The organism is Bradyrhizobium oligotrophicum S58, from assembly GCF_000344805.1.
Lineage (GTDB): Bacteria > Pseudomonadota > Alphaproteobacteria > Rhizobiales > Xanthobacteraceae > Bradyrhizobium > Bradyrhizobium oligotrophicum.
Genome location: NC_020453.1, coordinates 6035942 through 6052849, shown reverse-complemented (window position 1 = coordinate 6052849; position 16908 = coordinate 6035942). Strand labels below are relative to the sequence as shown.

The following is a 16908-nucleotide window of genomic DNA, read 5'->3' as shown; positions in this document are numbered from 1 at the left end:
GAACGTGGCGCCGGAATCGAATCGGCTTCGCCGCGTCGTCGCCGACAGCAACAATCAGATACATGCGCCGTCGTTGCGACTCCGATCGGAGCGCCTGCGGGCAGATTTGCGGCATCGCTACAAGCAAAGATTGATTCAAAAGTGGCAGAGTGATAGACGCGTATGTATTGTGCGGTGATGCGCGTTCAATCGGATCGTGCCGATTGACGTTTGTGAGTTGCGTCACCTGTCTCTATTACCGTGAAGCGGATGCGCCATTCACCGCGGCGCATGCGAGACGTGCGCTTCTTTGGAAGGATTCGAAGAACGCCCGCACAAAAAATCTCATAGCAGCGACAATCCGTTGAGCTACACGCGGCGAAAAAGCCGTCGCTCGTTAGACGGGTTCTACGTCGCGTGGCGCCATCCTCAAATACCTGTGTGTTAGGAGCACCGTCGGACCAAGATTGAACTTGGAATGATCGGGGTGTCAGGATGGTTTCTCGCGTTACGGATAAAGACGTCAGGTTGACAATTACATTGGGTGTTGTGAGCACATTGGCGCTCACGTTGAACATCGGGGGTGTTCAGCAAGCCTTCGCGCAGACCAAGCTTCCCGATGTGACGGTCGACGCGCCGAAGCCGAGAGCCCGGCAGACCGCGCAGAGAACCCAGGCGACGTCGACGCGCGCCGCCCAGCAGCGCCGCGTCGCCACCCGCAATCTGCCCCCCAGAGCGCCCGTTCCTTATATGACGCCCTCGACGGGCACCATCGGCGCGCCTCCGTCGCCCTATGCCGGCGGCCAGGTCGCAAGCGGCGGCGGGCTCGGCCTGCTCGGTAATCGCAGCGTGATGAACACGCCGTTCAACCAGACGAACTTCACGTCGCAGTTGATGCAGAACCAGCAGGCGCGCACGATCCGCGACGTGTTGATCAACGATCCCTCGGTGCGTACAGTGCAGGCCGCCGGCGGCGGTGCCGACAGCCTCTTCATCCGCGGCTTCCAATATGACAGCGGCGACTACGCCTTGAACGGGCTGGCCGGCATTGCGCCATACTATTCGACGTCTGCGAATTTCATCGAGCGGGTCGAGCTGCTGAAGGGGCCGGGAGCTCTTCTCAACGGCATGACGGTGGGCGGCACCGGCGCGTCGAGCGGCGGCGCTGTCGGCGGCAGCGTCAATCTCGTCACCAAGCACGCGCCGGACAGGGACATCACGCAACTCACGACGACCTACGCCTCGAAGTCGCAATTCGGCGAGCAGATGGACGTCAGCCGTCGTTTTGGCGAGCACAAGGAGTGGGGCGTTCGCTTCAACGGTGGCTATTCGAACGGCGACACGCCTTGGAACCGGCAGCACGACGAACTCGGCAACGCCCATCTCGCCGTCGACTATCATGGCGAGAACGTCCGTATCGATGCCGATGTCGGCTATCAGGCCGATAATCTGACGCCGCCGCTGCGGTTCTTCGGCGTCAACACCGCGACCGTCACCAGCATTCCGGCGCCACCAGCGGCAGGCACCAACTTCCAGGTTCCCTGGGCGTATTACGTGCCCACGGACTTCTATTCGACGATCAAAGGCGAAGTGGATCTGAACGACAAGATCACCGCCTACGCATCGTTCGGCTATCACGACAGCAACATCAATTACCGGTATCCGTCGCCGATCCTTAATTCCAATGCGGGTGCCATCGCCGTCCAGAATCCAGGCACGGGAAGCGAGACCTACACGACGTACGCGGGCGAAGCGGGCTTTCGCGCCACCGCGGATACGGGACCGGTCAAGCATGTGGCAAATGTCGGCTACTCCATCACCGATCGAACCTACAGTCAGAATTTGACGACCAGCGCGCCAATTTCGTGGAACCTGTACACCGAGCCCACGAATGTCGCGTTGCCGGGTTTCCCGACCCTCTCCGGAAGTCAGCGCGTCGGCGCCAACCTCTGGAGCGTCGGCGTCTCGGACACGATGTCGATCCTGAACGAGCGGGTGCAGCTCACGGTCGGTGTGCGCCGGCAGACCGCAGGCACCGAGTTGGCGAACTATCTTCCCAACGGTGTCAGCCGTCCGTTTGCGGATACGTCGGTCTGGACACCGGCCTACACCGTTGTCGTCAAGCCGGTCGAGCATGTCTCGCTCTATGCCAACTATATCGAGGGCCTGCAGACTCCGGTCGTTGTTCCTACCGGCTATACCAACACAGGCGCGGTGTTCGCGCCGGGGCAGACCAAGCAAGTCGAAACCGGCATCAAGGTTGATTTCGGCCGCATCACGACGACGGTTAGCGCCTTCGACATCACGAAGCCGAGCGTCATTACGACGGGAACCGTTGGACAGCTGACTCAGGTCATGAATGGTCTGCAGCGAAACACTGGCGCCGAGTTCAACGTGTTCGGCGAGTTGACGCCGACCCTCCGGTTGCTCGGTGGTGTTGCCTATATCCACGGTGTTCAGGAGAAGACGGGGACGGCGAATGACGGCAAACGTGCGGTCGGCGTGCCCGAGCTGACCGTGAATCTCGGTGCAGAATGGGATACGCCATTCGTGAGGGATCTGACCCTGACCGGACGTGTCGTCTACACCGGTGAACAATATGTCGATACGGCTAACAAGCTCTCCTTGCCGGACTGGACGCGCGTTGATCTCGGGGCGCGTTACACATTCACCTCGCCCTGGAACGGAAAACCCATCGTCGTTCGCGCCAGCGTCGAGAATGTCTTCAACAAGGCATACTGGGCGTCCGCCTATAGCGGCGTGATCACCCTGGGCGCGCCACGGACCTATCTGATGTCGACGACGTTCAATTTCTGAAACGTCGATACTTAGTGACAGCGATGGGGCCGCCGCACGGCAGAGGTGCGGCGGCCTTGTTAGTTTGACCGACGCGGAGCGAGCTTGTTTCAATGCGATGAAAATTGCCGGTGTACGACCCGCTTATCGATCGCATCGGGGCGCGTCAGAACAGCGTAGCTCCGTCTCGATCCCCGAGACCAAAGCCGTCTGATTCGATGAATCATCGGCTTGTCGCTGATGCATCCTGATGTTGAGTCGTCACCGCCGCGTCACCTTGGAGAGATTAAAAACTCTGATCGGCGGTATCACTTTGACTGTCATTATCAACTGCATTACTCGTAGTTCATCGCCGTCGATTGTTAGTAGGAGTAGCCGCTCATGATGGTCTTCGACAGAGATGACGTCACTTTCACCGTCGTCATGAATCATGAAGAACAATATTCGATTTGGCCGACGTTCAAGGAAATTCCAGGCGGGTGGACGGCTGTTGGCGTGACGGGAAACAAGAAGGAATGTCTGGACCATATCGAGCAGGTGTGGACCGACATGCGGCCGCTCTCGCTTCGCAAATTCATGCAGGAGAACGCGTCGGCATCGGCCGAGTCCTGACGCGAAGGAGTTGGCGACAATGCGGCTCATCTGTCTGCCTTATGCCGGCGGCAGCGCCATGGTGTATGCGCGCTGGAGGAGACATCTTCCGTCCTGGATCGATGTCGTCCCGCTGGAATGGCCCGGACGCGGCGTGCGGATGGACGAGCCGTTGCAGACGGATCCGATCGCATTGGCCGGCCAGCTTGCTTCCGAACTGATCGGTGCGCCGTTGGCGGCGCCCTATGCTCTGTTCGGCCATAGTCTCGGTGGCCTGATCGCCTTCGAACTCGCGCACCGGCTGCTTGCACTTGGTGCGCCGAGGCCGCAGATGCTGTTCGTGTCGGGAACGGAAGCGCCGGCTATGCGTGACGGCAGCCGATGGAAGGAGCCGCTCGGCGACGACGCGTTGCGCGACGAGCTTCTGAGGCTGAAAGGCACGCCGCAAGAGGCGTTGGAAAGTACCGAGATCATGCGCGGCGCGTTGCCGATCCTGCGGGCGGATTTCCTGATGTGTGGGAACTACGTCTATCAGCGCCGTCAGCCGTTGCCCTGTCCGCTTCACGTATTCGGCGGCGACCAGGACGAGACGCGTCCGGAGGCGTTGAAGGCCTGGCGGGCGGAGACGTCGGCAGTGTTTGGGCTCGACATGCTGCCGGGGGATCATTTCTTCATTCACACACGGCAGGCAGATCTGTTGAACCTCGTGGCCGCAGCGCTGGCGCGTCAGGCATTGCCCAGGCTTGAGGTCGCATGCGAGGGGCGCTGAGTATCGTGCGCTGATGGCCGGCCCGGATTGGCTGGCGAAGAGAATTTGATGCTGAATTCGACGAAGGGTGAGGAGACATCATGCTCATGTCACAACCTAAGATAGATGAAGAAGCTCTGCCGTTCCTTTTGCGGGCTGGTCGTAAGCAGCAGCCGCTCATGGAGGCCGTCAATGAGGTCCGCGACATGATCGAGCGTCAGCTCTATGCGTGCGGCGGAATTCTCTTCCGTGACTTCCATCTCGACGGAGCGGAGGCGTTCAGGAGCTTTGCTGCTAGCTTCGGCCATCCGTTGCTCGCATACGAATTCGGTTCGACACCACGGTCGCAGGTCAGCTCCGGTGTCTACACATCGACCGAATATCCGCCGCACCAGAGCATCCCGCTCCACAACGAGCAGGCCTATACGCGCGACTGGCCGATGAAGATCTGGTTCTACTGCCAGCAGCCTGCCCAGCAGGGCGGCGAGACGCCCATCGCCGACAGCAGGCTCATCCACCGCGACATGCCCACCGCGATTCGCAATCGTTTCGCCGAGCGGGGTGTCATGTATGTCCGTAACTACGGCAGCGGCCTCGATGTCGATTGGAGGCAGGTGTTCGGCACGGAATCGAAGGCCGAGGTCGAGGCCTATTGCGCTGCCCATTCGATCATCTGTGAATGGAAGGATGGCGACGAGCTGCGCACGCGGCAGGTCTGCCAGGGCATCGCGGTCCACCCTGTCACCGGGGATGCGGTGTGGTTCAACCAGGCGCACCTCTTTCATGTCTCCAGCCTCGCACCGGAGTTGCGCGAGAGCCTGCTCGATATCGTCGGCGATCCGCTCGAGCTGCCGCGCAATGCCTTCTATGGCGACGGTTCGCCGATCGACGACGAGACGCTGGCCACGGTGCGCGGCGTGCTCGACCGGCACAAGATCATTTTTCCCTGGCAGGCCGGCGACGTCGTGATGCTCGACAACATGCTGACGGCGCATGCGCGCGAGCCGTTCAAGGGACCGCGCAGGGTGATCGTCGCGATGGCGCAAGCCCATCGGTTGCACTGAGCCGACCCTCCCGCCGATCGAACGCCACGCTGCTTATCGGGTACCTGAGAAGATGCGGATAGAAACTCTGGTCGAACGCCTCCGCGAGCATGCAGTCCTGCGTGCGGACCATGTGGCGCTGCGCTTCATCGAAGGCGATGACGTCGCGGAGGAACTGACGTTCGCCGCTCTGGATCAGCGCATTCGCGCGCTCGCGGCCCATTTGCAGGAGCTTGCAGGTGAAGGCGAACGTGCCGTTCTCCTGTTGCCGAACGGGCCGGACTATGCCGTCGCGTTCTACGCCTGCCTCTATGCTGGTGTCATCGCGGTGCCTGCCTATCCGCCGGAAGCTGGCAAGGAGCGCTACACCAGCCGCCTCGAAGGCATTCTGCGCGACGCGTCGCCACGGTTCATTCTCACTCAGGCGCGGCTTCGTGACAGCATAGCAGCCTCTCTCGGCCGGACCGTCGCGCATATCGTCGCGGTCGACGCGTTGCGGGTCGATGCAGCAGCGTCCTGGCGCGAGCCGGATTTGAAGGGCGATGCGATCGCGTTTCTCCAATATACGTCGGGCTCGACCTCGCAGCCGAAGGGAGTCTGCGTCACCCACCGAAACCTCGTCGCCAATGAGATCGCGATAGAGGAGGCCCTTGGCGGAACCAGGGACGACGTATTCGTCAGCTGGCTGCCGCTCTACCACGACATGGGGCTGATGGGCGGATTGCTGAATCCGCTGTTCACGGGCTTCACCGCGGTGTTGATGTCGCCGCGCAATTTCCTCGAACAGCCGCGGCGCTGGCTCGACGCAATTCATCGCCATGGCGGCACATGCAGTGGCGGGCCGGACTTTGCATTCGCGTTGTGCGTGGACCGGGTGTCCGACGAAGCCATCGCGCGTCTCGACCTGAGCCGATGGCGGTTCGCGTTTTCCGGTTCTGAATTCGTCCGCCGCGCAACGCTCGAGCGTTTTGCGGAGCGCTTTCGGACCACCGGCTTCGATTCTCGTGCGCTGACGCCATGCTACGGCCTGGCTGAGGCAACCCTGCTGGTAACGGCGGGGGATCGCCAAAGCCAGGCCGCGTGTCAGACGCTCGATCCGGTCGCGCTGGGCAGCGGACGTATTGCGGAGGCGGACGAAGGTACCGACCTGATGGCGTGCGGCACCGTGGCTGACGGTCATGCGGTGCGGATCATGAGATCCGATGCGTCCGCCGAGGCTGACGCCAACGAGATCGGCGAGATCTGGGTCGCAGGTCCGAGTGTGGCGAAGGGCTACTGGAACAATCCGCAGGCGACGGCGCAGGCCTTCGTCGCACGCGACGGTGCGCGATGGTTGCGGACCGGCGACCTCGGCTTTGTCCGCGACGGCACGCTGGTCGTGACCGGCCGGCTCAAGGATCTGCTGATCGTTCGCGGCCAGAACATCTATCCGTTCGACCTGGAGCAAGCCGTCGAGACGGACGTGACGTCGGTTCGGAAAGGCCGCGTCGCCGCGTTCCCCGTCGAGATCGACGGAGCCGAAGGGATCGGCATCGCGGCCGAGTTCAGCAGGGTGGTGCTGCGACGAACGCCGTCGGACGTGCTGATCAAGGCGATCGGCGAAGCGGTGATGAGACAGACGCAGGAGTATCCGGCGGTCGTCGTTCTGCTCAACCCCCAAGGCATACCGCTGACGACCAGCGGCAAGCTGCAACGCTCGGCCTGCCGGGCCGGCTGGGCGCAGGGCACGCTCGACAGTTTCATGGTCTTCGAGCGGGGACGCCAGGACGCCGATCTGTTGCTGGTTTCAGAGCTTGCGAGCGAGACCGAGCGCCGTCTTGCTTCGATCTGGCAGGACGTGCTGCGTGTCGCCCAAGTAAGCCGCGACGACGACTTCTTCATGCTCGGCGGCAATTCGATCGCCGCTGCGCAGATTGCGGGGATGGTGCGCGACCGTTTTGGTGTCGAGCTGGACCTTCGCTGCTTCTTCGATGCACCGACGCTGGCCGCACTTGCGGCCCAGGTTGATGCGACGAACGGAAAGTGCAGAGTGCTCCCGCTGCGGGCGGCGCCGCCCGGCGCGCGCGAGCTGTTGTCGCCGGCGCAGGAGCGGCTCTGGTTCCTCTGGAGCATGGATCCGGACAGCACGGCCTACACCATTGCCTGCGCGGTTCAGTTCGAGGGGCATCTCGACCAGGCGTTACTGGTGCAGGCCCTGACCGAGGTCGTCGCTCGCCATGAAGCGCTGCGCACCACCTTCGTGGCGCAGGATGGCCGCGCCAAGCAGGTGATCCATGCGGCGCTCGACATTCCTGTCGCCGTCGAGGATCTGCGCCGCTGCCCCCGGGCCGATCGTGCGCAGCGGGTCGCAGCGCGCACACGAGACGAACTGGGCCGGCCGTTCGATCTCGCCCACGGCCCGCTGCTGCGCGCCGTTTTGATGCAGCTTGCCCACGACCGGTACGAGCTGCTGCTGACAGCGCATCATATCGTGGCCGATGGTCTGTCGCTCGACGTCCTGCTTGCCGAGATATCCGCCATTTATGACGGGCTCCGGCGTGGGGCAGGGACGTTACCGGCACCGTCTGCGATCCAGTATGCCGACTACGCGGCATGGCAGCGCGAATGGCTCGGCAGCCCCGAGGCCGACCAGCAGCTCGCTTACTGGCGCCGGCGGCTCGGCGAGACGCATTCGCCGCTCGTGCTGCCGTTCGATCGGCCACGTCCACCCGTGCAGAGCTATCGCGGCGATACGATCCATGTCGAGATCGCGTCGGATCTGGCGCTGAAGCTGCGGTCGCTCGCCCGACAGCAGCGCGTCAGCATGTTCATGCTGCTGCTCGCCGCCTATCAATTGCTGTTGTTTCGCTACTCCGGCCAGTCGGACCTGCGCGTCGGCGTGCCCGTGGCCGGACGCCGGCAGGCGGAGCTCGCATCGCTGATCGGCTGCTTTGTCAACACCTTGGTGCTCCGTGCCGACATCGCGGACGACATGAGCTTCGCCGATCTGCTGGAGCAGGCGAAGGAAGAGGTCATCTCCGGGCTTGCGCATCAGGATATCCCCTTCGACCGTCTGGTCGATGCGCTGAAGCCGGCCCGCTCGGGCGGACACAATCCGCTGTTCCAGGTCAAGTTCAACTACATGGCGGCGCCGCGCGGCTTCACCGCGGTGGACGGTCTGCGCGCGGACGCCCGCATCATCGATCTCGCCGGCTCGCATTTCGATCTCGCGCTCGACATCGTCGACGGCGCCGCAAACATGACCGCGAGCCTCAATTACGCGACCGATCTGTTCGACGTGGCCAGCGTCGAACGGGTCGGACGTCAGCTCGTCGATTTCCTGCAGCAGATCGCCGACGGCATCGACCGGCCGCTGGCCGATTTCACGCTGGCGCGAGATGTCCGGCAGGTCGTGGCGCAGGACGTGCGGCGCTTCGCCTTCACGGACATGCTCGGTCTGATCGCCGCCGCATCTGCTGATCGCGGCGACCAGATCGCGCTGCGCCAGGGGCAGATCGAGGTCAGCGTCGCCGAGCTCGAGCGGTGGTCGGACCGGATCGCGCGCGCGCTTGCTGCTCACGGCGTCACGCGAGAGACGCCGGTGGCGCTATGGATCGAACGGTCGCCGGCCTTCGTCGCGGCGTTGCTCGGCGTGTTGAAGGCTGGCGGCGCCTATGTGCCGCTCGATCCGGCATGGCCGGTCGCGCGCATCGAACGGATCCTTCACGACGGCGCCATCACCCGGCTGATCGCGGACGTCGACCGTCTGGCCGCTGCGGAAGCGCTGGATTGCCTCGTCATCGACGCCGAAGGGCGCGGCAACGACTCCTCCGACGTGTTCGTTCCGTTTGGAGCCCATCCGGCGCAAACCGCCTACGTCATCTACACGTCCGGATCGACCGGCGCGCCAAAGGGCGTCGCCGTCTCGCACGGGGCGGTCGCAAACTATGTGCAGGCGCTGCTGTCGCGGCTGCAGCCGAGGGCAGGGGCCAGCATGGCGATGGTCTCGACCGTTGCAGCCGATCTCGGCCATACCGTGCTGTTCGGTGCGCTCGCCTCCGGGGCGACCTTGAATCTTCTGGCGGCGGATGCGGCATTCGACGCCGATACTTTCGCGCAGGCCATGCGTGATGGCGAGGTCGGCATTCTCAAGATCGTGCCGAGCCATTTGCGCGGCTTGCTGCGGGCGCGCCGCTCGGCCGACATGCTGCCGCGCGACGTGTTGATCCTTGGCGGTGAGCCCAGCGATCCCGCCCTGATCGAGGATGTCCGCCGCCTGCGCCCGCAGTGCAGGATCATCAATCACTACGGTCCGACCGAGACCACGGTGGGCGTGACCACCCATGAATGGGGCGAGGCAGACCACGGTGCCGTCCCCGTCGGGCTGCCGCTGGCGAACCTGCGCGCTCATGTGCTCGACGATGCGTTGAACGAAGTGCCGTGCGGAGCCGCCGGCGAACTCTATGTCGGCGGAGCGGGGCTCGCGCGCGGCTATCGCGGCGCGCCCGGCCAGACCGCGGAGCGATTCATTCCCGATCCGTTCGGGCCTGCGGGCGAGCGCCTCTATCGCACCGGCGACCGCGTGCGCTGTGATCAGGCGGGGCGCATCATTTTCCTGGGACGGCGCGACGATCAGATAAAGCTGCGCGGCTACCGCATCGAGCCGGCCGAGATTGCCCGCGTGATCACGTCGCGACAAGGCATCGCCGACGCCGTTGTCGTCGCGCGCGCCATCGACGCCGACCAGGAGCGTCAGGAGCTGGTGGCCTACTGCGTGGCTGCACCTGGCACGACGTTGCGGCCGGACGGGCTTCGGCAGCAGCTTGCGGCACTGTTGCCGGACTACATGGTGCCGACGCGCGTGATCATGCTTGAGCGTCTTCCGTTGTCGGCGAATGGAAAGCTCGATCGTGCCGCCCTGCCTCAACCGGACGACGAGACCGTTGCCGTCTATGCCGCCCCCGTCGGAGCGGCCGAGCAGGCGATTGCGGCGGTGTGGCAGCAGGTGCTGGGTCGCGACCGCATCGGTCGCAACGACAACTTCTTCGAGCTTGGCGGCGATTCCATTCTCAGCCTGCAGATCATCGCGCGGCTGCGCAAGCGCGGCATGATCCTGACGCCGAAGCAGATGTTCGCGCAGCAGACGATAGCGGCGCTGGCCGGTGTGGTCGTGACCACCTCCACACCGGCCGTGACGTCGCCGGCAGCAGCACGCCGCGCCGTGAACGCCGGCGCTGCGGAGCTGCTGCCGATCCAATTGCGGTTCTTCTCTGAGACGATCGCCAACCGCGATCACTTCAATCAGGCGGTGCTGCTGATCCCGCAGGCGCAGATCGAATGGAGCGTGCTGCAGCGTGCACTTGCGGCTGTCGTGATGCATCACGACGCGCTCCGCATCGCCTATCGTCGGGTGGGGGAGGTGTGGCAGGGCTCGCCAGCCGACGTGCCGGCTGCGTCGGACCTGCTCTGGATCCGAAGTGGAGTCCAGCTTGGTGACATCGGCGCGATTGCAGCCGCGGCGCAGGCGAGCCTCTCGCTGGCCTCGGGGACCTTGCTGCGCGCTGTCGGCTTTGACCTTGTCGACGGCAGTCAGCGTCTGCTGGTCGCCATCCATCATCTCGCAGTCGACGGGGTATCCTGGCGCATCCTGCTCGAGGACATCGCCTCCGCCTGTGCGCAGATCGCGAGCGGCGCAGCGGTCGCCCTGCCGCCGAATAGCGATTCACCGTCATCCTGGGCGCAGCGGCTGAGTGCGCATGCGAGCTCTGAGCGGCTGGCGGAACAGATGCCGTTCTGGTTGGCGTCCTCGTCAGGCAGCGATTTGCCGTGCGACCATGATCACGGCGGCGTCGACGTCGAAGCCGATGCCGACGAGGTGGTGCTGAGCGTCGATCCGGCGTTGACCGCGCGGTTGCTCGAGGCCGCACCGGCCGCCTACCGCACCCAGGTCAACGACCTGCTGCTCGCTGCGCTTTCGCGCGCGATCTGGAACTGGAGCGGGCGCGAGGACGTCGCGATCGAGCTCGAAGGCCATGGTCGCGAAGACATCTTCGCCGGGGCCGACATTACGCGGACGGTGGGCTGGTTCACGAGCGCTTTCCCGGTTCGTCTCGGCGGCGGTGGCGAGCCCGACGGCGCGCTGATCAAGCGCGTCAAGGAAACCTTGCGGTCCATACCCGACCACGGTCTTGGCTACGGCGTGCTGCGCTATCTCGGTGCGCCCGAGCATCGTGACGTCTTGGCGCGGACGCCAAGCCCCAGGATCGTCTTCAACTATCTCGGCCGCTTCGACGCGGATCTCGGAGCCAAAGCCGCATACCGGATGGCGCCCGAATCTCCCGGCTCGATGCGCGCCGCCGATACGCCGTTGCGGGCGTGGCTCACCGTCAATGGCGAGGTGCGCGAAGGGCAGCTTAGCCTTGCCTTCCGTTATGGCCGGCGTCGCTATCGCCGCGCCACGGTGGAACGGCTCGCAGAGCTCTACAAAGCCGCGCTGCGTGGTCTGGTCGACCATTGCCTCGGCACTCCCCCCTGTCTCACCCCGTCGGATGTTCCGCTGTCGGGGCTCGATCAGGCCGCGCTCGATCGGCTCTGCGCGACGCTCGACTGCAGCAATGTCGAAGACATCTATCCGTTATCGCCGATGCAGGAGGGCATGCTGTTCCATGCCATCCGCGACGGCAAGGACGACGCCTATGTCAACCAGCTCGCGGTCGAGCTGCGCGGCGTGAGCCCGGCGCAGGTGCGCGAGGCTTGGCAGGAGGCAAGCGCGCGTCATGCGGTGCTGCGGACCGGATTTGTCTGGGAGCAGTTGTCCGGAGCGGCGCAGCAGATCGTCCATCGCCGCCTCGATGCGCCGGTCGTCGAGGACGACTGGCGCGGCGCGCAGCGTGCTGGCAGCGATCTCGATGCGGCGTTGGCCGAAGCGGCGCAGCGGGAGCGCGCGCTTGGCTTCGATGTCACGCGTCCGCCCCTGCAGCGGCTGCGGCTGATCCGGCTCAATGAGGACAAGGTGTGGCTGATCTGGACGCATCATCACATCGTGCTCGACGGCTGGAGCTCGGCCCGGCTGATCGCCGATGTCCTGCAGCAGATCGGCGGCGGAGCGCCGGCCGTCGCGCAAGGCAGCTACCGCGACTACATCGCCTGGCTGCAGACCCGCGACCAGACGGCTGCAGCTGAGTTCTGGCGCCGGACCTTGCGCAAGTTCAATGAGCCGACCCGTCTGGCAGACACGTTGCGCGCAAGTGGCACGATTGCAGGGATGACAGGCCACGGCCGGGTGACCTCGGTTCTGGACGGCGATCTCACGGTGCATCTGCGCCGGTTCGCGACGCAGCAGCGGATCACGATGAACACATTGCTGCAGGGCGCCTGGGTGCAGCTGCTGCGGCAATTCACCGGACAGGACCGCGTCTGCTTCGGCGTCACGGTCGCAGGACGTCCGGCCGAGCTCGCAGGCGCCGAGGGGATGGTCGGGCTGTTCATCAACACGCTGCCCCTGATCGACGGCCCGCATCCGCAGACCGAGCTCGGGGACTGGCTTCGGGCCCTGCAAGGGCAGAACGTCGCCGCGCGCGACTACGAATGGATGCCGCTGCACGAGATCCAGCGCCTTGCGGGTGAGGGGGGCCAGTCGCTGTTCGACAGCATCATGGTGTTCGAGAACTATCCGATCGATCAGGCGCTGACAGATCAAGAAAGTGCGGGGCGGCGGATCGGCAAGGTCGAGCACGTGACGCCGACCAACTATCCGCTCGCAGTCGCGGCGTTCGATGGCGCTGAAGGGCTTCGGCTGGATTTCAACTATGATCGTGCCCAACTGGGTGAGCGCGCGGTTCGGCTGCTGAGCGCAGCCATGCGGGACTGGCTGGCGCAGATCTCGGCTGATGCTACCCGTCCGACAGGCTGTCTCCACGCAATCGGTTGCGATGCGCTCGCGTGTATCCTGCGTTGGAGCGGAAGCGCTGCCAGCCAGACGACATCCGGACGATCCTTGAACGTCGCGGCGCCCTGCGTCGTGACGCAGATCGAAGCGCAGGCGGCGCGAGCCGCTGATGCGACCGCGATCATCAGCGGCGACCACGCGATGAGCTATGGCGAGCTGAACGCGCAGGCGAACCGGCTGGCGCGGCGACTGAGAGCCCGGGGCATCGGCGCCGACATGGTGGTCGGCCTGGCGCTGGAGCGCGGGCCGATGATGATGGTGGCGCTGCTTGCGGTGCTGAAGACGGGCGCGGCCTATTTGCCGCTCGATCCAGACTATCCGGCCGAGCGTCTCGCCTACATGGTGCGCGACAGCGGGGCCAGACTGCTGCTGACGCAAGCGACATTGCACGCTGGGTTTGCGCCGGCGCTGGCCGAGATCGGTGCCGAGGCCTGGCTGCTCGATAGCAGTGCGGCAGAGGAGGCAGGCGAGGCCGGCAATCTCGACGTCACCATTCACCCCGAGAGCCTCGCCTATGTCATCTACACCTCCGGCTCGACCGGATCGCCCAAGGGCGTGATGGTGCGCCATGGGGCGCTGACCAACTTCCTGGCGGCGATGGCGGAGCAGCCGGGCATCGTCTCCGATGACCGCGTGCTCGGACTGACCTCGCTGTCGTTCGACATCGCGGTGCTCGAGCTGTGGCTGCCGCTGGCCCACGGCGCGCAGATCGTGTTGGCCGATCGTAGCGCGGCGCATGATCCTTCCGACCTGAAGGCGCTGGTCGCCAGGCATGGCGTGACGATGATGCAGGCAACGCCGTCGAGCTGGCGCATGCTGATCGATCACGAGGGATCGGAGCCGTGGCTGCCCTGGGGTTGCCGCGTCCTGAGCGGCGGCGAGGCGCTGCCGCCGGATCTGGCGCGACGGCTGGCGGAGCTCGGGCGCGACGTGTGGAACATGTATGGCCCGACCGAGACCACGGTGTGGTCGGCGCGCCATCGGCTCGATGCCGATCATCCGGCGCCGGTGCTCGGCGGCCCGATCGGCCACACCACGCTTTATGTGCTCGATGCCAACCTAAATCTCGCTCCGGTCGATGTCGCCGGTGAGCTCTTCATCGGCGGTGAGGGCTTGGCGCGCGGCTATTGGAAGCGTGGCGCGCTGAGCGCGGAGCGGTTCATTCCCGATCCATTCGATGCTGCCGGAGGGCGGCTGTACAGGACCGGTGATCTGGTGCGCTGGCGCTCCGATGGCGTGCTCGACTATGTCGGCCGCGCCGACCATCAGGTGAAGATCCGTGGCCATCGAATCGAGCTCGGCGAGATCGAGGCGCGGCTGCTGGAGCTGCCAGGGGTGCGCGACAGCGTTGTGGTGGCGCAGAAGCTCGGAGGAGACCGCCAGCTCATCGGCTATGTCAGCGGCGAAGAGCGGCTCGATGGCGCCGAACTGCGCACGAATCTCGCATCGCTGTTGCCGGATTACATGCTGCCATCGCGCGTGATGGTGCTGCCGCGGCTGCCGCTGACGCCGAATGGCAAGATCGACCGCCGCAAGCTGCCGTCACCTTGGCAAGGCGAAACCTCACGGCACGCGTATGAGGCTCCCATCGGGGAAATCGAGATCACGCTCGCTCGCATCTGGACGGAGCTCCTCGGCGTGGACCGTGTCGGCCGCAACGATCGCTTCTTCGAGCTCGGCGGCCACTCGCTGCTCGCCGTACGGCTGATGAGCCGGGTCGCGCAGGAGTTCGGCGTTTCGGTACAGCTCTCCAAGCTGTTTGCCCATTCCGAATTGGCGGAATTCGCCCGCATCGTCTCGATCAGCCTGATCGAGGAGGAATTCGAGGAGCGCGAGCTCCAGGAACTGATCGAGGCGGAGGTGTGATGAGTAGAGAATCAGTCAAGCGGAGCCTGCGGGATCTCGATCCGGACGCACTGCAGCGCCTGGCGCTGGCCGCCCGAGCGCGTGGCCGCAACGTCGGGAAACGTGAAGCCGATACGATCGCCGTCGTCGATCGTGAGCGCAATTTGTCATTGTCCTACGCGCAGCAGCAACTGTGGCTGCTGGCGCAGCTCGAAGGCCCGAATACGAACTATCACATCGATGCAGTCCTTCGTCTTCGAGGGCGGCTGGACGTCGATGCATGGCGTCGCAGCCTCGACCGTCTGTTTGCGCGACATGAGGCGCTGCGGACGGTCTTCATTGCTCACGGTGGTGAGCCGCATGTGCAACTGCTGCCACTGGACGCCGGGCTGCCACTCGAGATGCATGACCTTCGCGGCCTTGCCGATCGCGAGCAGCGGCTGTGCGGCGTGCTCGATGCGAGCATGGCCGTGCCGTTCGATCTCGCCACGGGCCCGCTGATCCGTAGCAGCCTGATCCGGCTCGATGACGATGAACATGTCGTGCTGCTCAGCCAGCACCACGTCGTCTTCGACGGATGGTCGATGGGGATCATCGTGCGCGAGCTGTCCGCGCTGTATGGCGCCTTCGTCGCGGGCGAGGCCGATCCGTTGCGCCCGCTTGTGATCCAATATCCCGACTATGCCGCGTGGCAGCGCCGGTCGTTGACGACAGAACGGTTGCGGCAACAGCTCGATCATTGGACGGCCGTGCTCGGGGATGCACCGCCTTTGTTGACGCTGCCGACCGACCGGCCGAGGTCCGCGCCGCGATCCGTTTCCGGCGCCGCAGTGCCGGTTGAGATCGACGACGAGCTGTCGGCCGAGATCAGGCGGCTGGGGCTGGCGCTTGGCGCCACGCCGTTCGTCATCGTGCTGTCGGCCTGGGCCGTCGTGCTGGCGCGGCTTGCCGGGCAGTATGATCTCGTCATCGGCACGCCGACGGCTAACCGGACGCGCCCAGAGTTCGAAGGGCTGATCGGCTTCTTCGTGAACATGCTGGCGCTGCGCCTCGACGTCTCGGAAGCGCCGACCGTGGCCGAGTTCATCGGCCGCGTGAAGGCGGCGGTCCTCACGGCGCAGGACCACCAGGACCTGCCGTTCGAACATCTGGTCGAAGTGCTCCAGCCCCCGCGCCAGCCGGAATATACGCCGATCTTTCAGGTCGTGTTCGCGTGGCAGAGCAACGATCTCGGCGCATTCGAGCTTCCGGGTCTTACGGTCGAGCGCGTCCCGACCGAGCAGCGGCAGATCAAATACGACCTCGAGCTCGATCTGAGCGAAAGCGGCGGCCGTATTTTCGGCAAGCTGAACTTCGCGACGGCGCTGTTCGACGAGACCACGGTGGAGCGTCACCGGGCGTATCTGCTGGCCGTGCTGCGGGCCATAGTCGCTGACATCGATCGGCCGGTACATCGGATCGATCTTCTGTCGGCTGAAGAGCGTTCGCTGCTGCTTGCCACCTGGAATCGCACGCAGGCGTCGTATCCATCCGAGTGCTGTATCCAGGAGCTGATAGCCGAGCAGGCGCGTCGGCGTCCCTCCGCGGTGGCTCTCGTCCATGATGACGTCCGACTGACCTATTGCGAGCTCGAGGCCAGGGCCAATCGCCTCGCGCACCACCTCGTTGCGCTCGGTGCCGGTCCGGATCGTCTTGTCGCGATCTGCCAACAGCGCGGCATCGATACGATCGTCAGCGTCCTCGCGACGCTCAGGGCAGGCGCCGCCTATCTGCCGCTCGATCCGGCCTATCCGCCACAGCGGCTGCGCGAGATCGTGGCGGACGCCGCTCCGATTCTCCTGCTGTGCGACGAAGACGGAGCGAGGACGCTCGGAGCAGTGGCGTGCCCCGCCATCGATGTGAGGCGCGATGCTCCAGCGTGGGCAGGATTGCCGGACCATGCGCCGGACGTCGTTGCCGCCGGCTTGACGTCCCGCCAT

General features: G+C 64.8%; 6 protein-coding genes (1 of these 6 running past the window's edge). All 6 read left to right on the top strand.

Annotation, left to right across the window (positions count from 1 at the left end; translation table 11 throughout):
- Positions 1 to 474 precede the first annotated feature (474 nt).
- Positions 475 to 2796 carry a TonB-dependent receptor gene (locus tag S58_RS26035; protein ID WP_042340222.1) on the top strand — a complete coding sequence of 774 codons (2322 nt, stop codon included), beginning with the start codon at positions 475 to 477 and terminating at the stop codon, positions 2794 to 2796.
- Between the two features lie 360 nt (positions 2797 to 3156).
- A complete protein-coding gene (locus S58_RS26030) occupies positions 3157 to 3387 on the top strand; it encodes an MbtH family protein (RefSeq protein ID WP_015668379.1) in 231 nt (76 codons plus the stop codon).
- Positions 3388 to 3406: 19 nt separating this feature from the next.
- On the top strand, positions 3407 to 4135 hold the full coding sequence (locus S58_RS26025; protein WP_015668378.1) for a thioesterase II family protein: 729 nt from the start codon (positions 3407 to 3409) through the stop codon (positions 4133 to 4135).
- Between the two features lie 158 nt (positions 4136 to 4293).
- Positions 4294 to 5178: a TauD/TfdA family dioxygenase gene (locus tag S58_RS26020; protein WP_015668377.1), complete on the top strand. Its 885-nt coding sequence runs from the start codon at positions 4294 to 4296 to the stop codon at positions 5176 to 5178.
- A 52-nt stretch (positions 5179 to 5230) separates the two neighbouring features.
- Complete coding sequence (locus S58_RS26015) at positions 5231 to 14950, top strand: non-ribosomal peptide synthetase (RefSeq protein WP_015668376.1); 9720 nt, start codon at positions 5231 to 5233, stop codon at positions 14948 to 14950.
- Positions 14950 to 16908, top strand: the beginning of a protein-coding gene (locus S58_RS26010; RefSeq protein ID WP_042340220.1) for a non-ribosomal peptide synthetase. 4623 nt of this gene lie beyond the right edge of the window; the window shows 1959 of its 6582 coding nt (coding positions 1-1959); it begins with the start codon at positions 14950 to 14952; its stop codon lies off the right edge, out of view. Before S58_RS26015 ends, S58_RS26010 begins: the two co-directional genes overlap by 1 nt.

Excerpts from the sequence above, each read along its gene's own strand:
- S58_RS26035 (WP_042340222.1), top strand. The coding sequence starts at position 475 with ATGGTTTCTCGCGTTACGGATAAAGACGTCAGGTTGACAATTACATTG.
- S58_RS26030 (WP_015668379.1), top strand. The coding sequence starts at position 3,157 with ATGATGGTCTTCGACAGAGATGACGTCACTTTCACCGTCGTCATGAAT.
- S58_RS26025 (WP_015668378.1), top strand. The coding sequence starts at position 3,407 with ATGCGGCTCATCTGTCTGCCTTATGCCGGCGGCAGCGCCATGGTGTAT.
- S58_RS26020 (WP_015668377.1), top strand. The coding sequence starts at position 4,294 with ATGGAGGCCGTCAATGAGGTCCGCGACATGATCGAGCGTCAGCTCTAT.
- S58_RS26015 (WP_015668376.1), top strand. The coding sequence starts at position 5,231 with ATGCGGATAGAAACTCTGGTCGAACGCCTCCGCGAGCATGCAGTCCTG.